The sequence below is a fragment of the Polyangium fumosum genome (assembly GCF_005144585.1).
Lineage (GTDB): Bacteria > Myxococcota_A > Polyangia > Polyangiales > Polyangiaceae > Polyangium > Polyangium fumosum.
Genome location: NZ_SSMQ01000166.1, coordinates 1 through 4,219, shown reverse-complemented (window position 1 = coordinate 4,219; position 4,219 = coordinate 1). Strand labels below are relative to the sequence as shown.

Annotated in this window: 4 protein-coding genes; all 4 read left to right on the top strand. The window is 67.3% G+C overall.

From position 1 onward, the window contains the following. Nucleotides 1-927, top strand: a 927-nt coding sequence (locus E8A74_RS51470; protein ID WP_136936556.1) for an RNA polymerase sigma factor, incomplete at its 5' end; no start/stop codon positions are given. 75 nt (nucleotides 928-1,002) lie between these two features. Beyond that, complete coding sequence (locus E8A74_RS51465) at nucleotides 1,003-2,208, top strand: hypothetical protein (protein WP_136936555.1); 1,206 nt, start codon at nucleotides 1,003-1,005, stop codon at nucleotides 2,206-2,208. A 2-nt stretch (nucleotides 2,209-2,210) separates the two neighbouring features. Beyond that, nucleotides 2,211-3,398: a hypothetical protein gene (locus E8A74_RS51460; RefSeq protein WP_136936554.1), complete on the top strand. Its 1,188-nt coding sequence runs from the start codon at nucleotides 2,211-2,213 to the stop codon at nucleotides 3,396-3,398. A 239-nt stretch (nucleotides 3,399-3,637) separates the two neighbouring features. Beyond that, nucleotides 3,638-4,219: hypothetical protein (locus tag E8A74_RS51455; RefSeq protein ID WP_136936553.1), on the top strand; the 582-nt coding region annotated here is incomplete at its 3' end.

Genomic DNA, 4,219 nt, shown 5'->3' with positions numbered 1-4,219 from the left:
TTCCGGTTACCGTTCTCCGGCTGCGGGCAAGAAGCGGATGTGGGGAACAACCAGAACCAACCCGATCTCCTCGGCGACCTCCTCGCCCTTCGTCCCGATCTCGTCCAGCGCTTCGCGCGCCTCCGCTGCGGGCACGCGGACGCCGATGATCTCGCGCAGAACACGCTGATCCGCGGCGTCCGCAGCCTGCACACGTACCGCTCCGACGGGGAGCTGCGGCGCTGGGCGATGGGCATCGCGAACAACGTGTACCGGCGCCATCGGCGGACGCTGCGTCGTCGCAGCCAGGTGATCGTGACGGAGCCAGACGTCGCGGTGGAAGCGTTTGCCCCCGGCCCTTCCCCCGACGTGAGCGCGCAACTCCGCGAGGCGCGGGAGCGCCTCTATGCCGCGGTCGACGTGATGCCCGACGTCCTGTTCGAGGTGTTCTTCCTCGTCTACCTCGAAGAGTACACGCTCGACGAAGCACGCAAGGTGCTCGGAATCTCGAAGGATGCCGTGAAGATGCGCGCGTTCCGCGTACGCAAATACCTCCAAAGGGAGATGCACGAGTTCCGCGACGCGTACCACAGCGTCGCGCCCCCGATCCCGCCGAGCGGGCCGGTTGCCTCCCTCGTGCAGCGGTTCGCGCCGATGCTGGGTCACGTGGCGAGCGTGATCATGGCGGCCCTGCTCATGCTCCCAGGTCCGCGCGATGAAGCGCCCCGGGCTGCATACGTCGGCGTCGCACGCGAGGTCTACGCGAGCGCCACGAGGCTCTCCGTCACGACCGAAGCCGCCCTCGACGAACCCACGATCCAGCCTCCGGGCGCCCCGCCGACGAGCGAACCGACGCCCGCGCCCGCGCCGCGGTCAAACCCACCGCAAGAGCAGCGCGTCGAGGTCGACATGGACATCGAGGAGGGCTTTCTCGTCGACACGCGGTAGCCGCTTTTCGCCGGCCGTTGGATGACATATCCGTAGGGCGTGCGTGCCCGTCTCGCTTCGATCCTACTCGTCGTCGTGTCCACATCGCCCGCGTGGGCCGAGGATTTGCACCCGGTCGCCCCGGAGGCGATCGACGAAGCGGCGCGGGAGAGCGAGTTCGCCGCGCTCGTCGCCAAGGGAGATCGCGAGCGCGCCAGCGGACGGTGGTCCGAAGCCGCGATGTCGTACGCGGCAGCGATGAAGATGCGGCGCGATCCGGTCGTCGAGGGGCGGCTGGGCGTGCTGATGGTCCGCGATCGACCGGCGCAGGCCGCGGAGCTTCTGCACGACGCGTTGAAGCGCGCCAACACCACGAGCGCGGAACGGCAGACGTTTTTCAACGCATACGAGGCCGTGCGCGCCCGAGGCGCGTGGGTCGACGTCGTGATCTCCCATGCGGGCGCGCGGATCACGCTGGACGGGGATCCGAGGAACAAGGCGGGGTTGTCCGCATTCTCGATGTTCGTCCTCGCGGGCGAGCACGAACTGCGCGCGGGCATGGATGGGTATAACGACGATGCGCGGATGTTCCACGTCGTCCCGCGGAAGGACCTGCGGATCGAGCTGATGTTGAAGCCGCGTCCGCTCTTCGAGGACGAGCGGGAGTTGCAGCTCCTCACGCGAGAGAAGAGTGCGCCGCCGGTAGAGACGATGAGCGATCTCGGGCATGCCGCGTCCGATGCACCGACGTTCACGAAGCAGGAAGATCCCTTCGGGTACGAGGATCCGAAGCTGGTGGAGAGGCCTGCGCCGACGCGCTGGTCGATCGGCGCAGGGCCGGTCGTCGTGTTCGGGGTCGCGTCGTGGACGCCGGCCGTGGGGGTGGTCGCTGGAGGAGCTTGGAGGCCAAACGAGTACGTGTCGCTCGGTCTCGAAGGGCGCGCGGCGTGGTTGACCGGAGGGGTCGGAGGCAGACCCATCTCCGCGATGACCGCGGGCGGGATCGCGAGCGTGTGCGGGCACTACCGCTGGGCCTTCGGGTGCGCGCTCGGGCACCTCGGCGTGATCACCGTCGAGTTCTCCAGCGAAGCGTACAAGCCTCGAACCGATCACTTGTTCAAACCTGGCATCGGCGGGCGCATCGGGGCGAGGTTTGTCCCCGCACGCTCCTTTGCTGTACAGGGCGCGGTGGACCTGTTAGGTTTGTCCAGTGGCGTGCTCGTGGGCGTCGGGACACAGGTCGTCTCGGAGACTCCTCCGCTCATGGTCGGCGCGTCGATCCTCGGAACATGGGAGTTCTGATCATGCCAAGCTCGCGTCTCACTGTGATCATGGTCGTTGCTGCGTTTGTCACGGGGTGCAGCGCGCCTCCCGCGACCACGCGGAGCGAATGTGATCCGAACGCTCTCCGGCCGACACCGGAGTGCCAGGCGGAACTCGACGCCGGCACCGACGCGAGCGACGACGCGAACGTCCAAGTTCCCGAGCCGGAGCAGGAAGCCGCCACGTGCACCGGCCGCTGCGTCCCCGAGCCGAGCAGCGAGTCAGCGGGCGACTGGCCACGCACGCCGATGCTCCTCTGGTATGGTCCCCGCGAGCTTGCGCCCGCGAACTGCGATGAGGCGCGCAAGCTGGGCGGCTACGGCGATGACGTGGAGTTCTTCGAGAAATACCGGCGCTTCGCGTACCTCGATGCGCCGCCCGCAGCATGTGAGTGCACGTGCCCGGCCTCCGAAGGTTCGTGCACCAAACTCCCCGAGACGATCGAGGTCCGCGCTGGCACATGCGCGGAGAATGGAACGCCTGCGCTCCCTTTCGGAGGTCCCGCCGGCTGGGACGGCTCGTGCACGAGCACGAACGCCCTGCCGGCGGGGGCTGATTGTGGCGGGGAGCCTTGCGCGCAGTCTGTCTACGCTTCTCCGCTCCCTGGCCCGACGAGCGAGTCGTGCCCGTCCATCGCGAAGCCGGCCACGTTCACCAAGTCGACCGAATGGGCCTGGATGGGCCTCGCTTGTGAAGCGAAAGAGCGCGAGGGGACGTGCAAGACGTCCACGCACCGATGCATGTACGACCTACCGTACCCATTTCTCCAGTGCATCGCGCTGAGGGGAATACACGCTACGTGCCCCGGCAACTACGACCGCTACGATCCCATCCACCTCTACGGGGAGCTGCCGATCGACACGCGCGGCTGCACGGCGTGCGCGTGCGGCGGGAACCCGGTTGGGGGCGCGTGTCTCGCCTCGCTGCGGCTCTATGACGATGCGGCGTGCTCGTCCCAGTTTTCCGAGGACCCGATCTCCTCGGTCATCGAGCAGTGCACGAACGTCTCCCTGCCGGGCCGCGCGCTCGGGGCCAAGGCGATCACGGACCTCGCGTACGTTCCTGGCCTCTGCCTCGCGACGGGCGGGGAGCCCACGGGCGCGGCCTCGGAAGACCCCGCAGAGGCCGTCACGTTCTGCTGCCTCGCGCCGTTCGAGTTCGCCGAATAAAAAATCCGGTGACCGTTTGCCGCGTCCGGGCAAGAGCGTAGGTGAGGGGACGATGGAGGCGCGCGCGTTTGGGCAAGCACCTCTCGCCTCCATCGTCCTCTTTTGCCGGTCGTTCGTCAATGATCCGAGGCGGCGTCGCTCTTCACGCGCGCGCATGGCTCGAGCGGCGAAGAAAACCGACGCGCTGCCTCACAACCCCCCTGGACACCCGCCTCCCTTCTTTTCTAGCCTCCCGCACCATGGCACGAACCTTTACCCCTGTAGATCTCGTAAAGCTCCCACTTGTCGATTCTCATGGCGCGGTCGCCCTCGCGAGCGCCGTCGAGGCGGGCGCGGCGAAGTACAACGACCTCCCGCAAAACGTCGTCGAGGCCGTCGTTCAAATCGCGTCCGATCGTGCGGTCCTCCAGCAGGCCATTGCCAGGACGCCGGGCACCGTCGTCACGGTCAAGGAGGCCGATCGGCGAATGGACAAAGTCGGCGGGGCATTTCATGACATCCTCGTCGCCTGGGCGTCGCTCGGCGAGTTCCTCCCGCAAGGGAAAGACGCGCGTGTCGTGCTCGATCGTCTCTTCCCCGAGGGGCGTTCGTTCGTCAATCTCAAGGTGAAAGAGGAATGGGCGGCCATCGAGACCAAGCTCGCCACGGTCGAGCGCGAGGGGCTCACGGGGGTCATCGGCGGCATCGGCGCCACGCCCGTCCTCACCCTCCTCAAGGAGGTGCATACACTTTATGGCCAGGTCATCGGCACCACCGAGGCCCCCGAGGAGGCGCCGGAGCTACGGGAGAGCAGGTATGCCCTGCTCGATTCGATTCGTGAC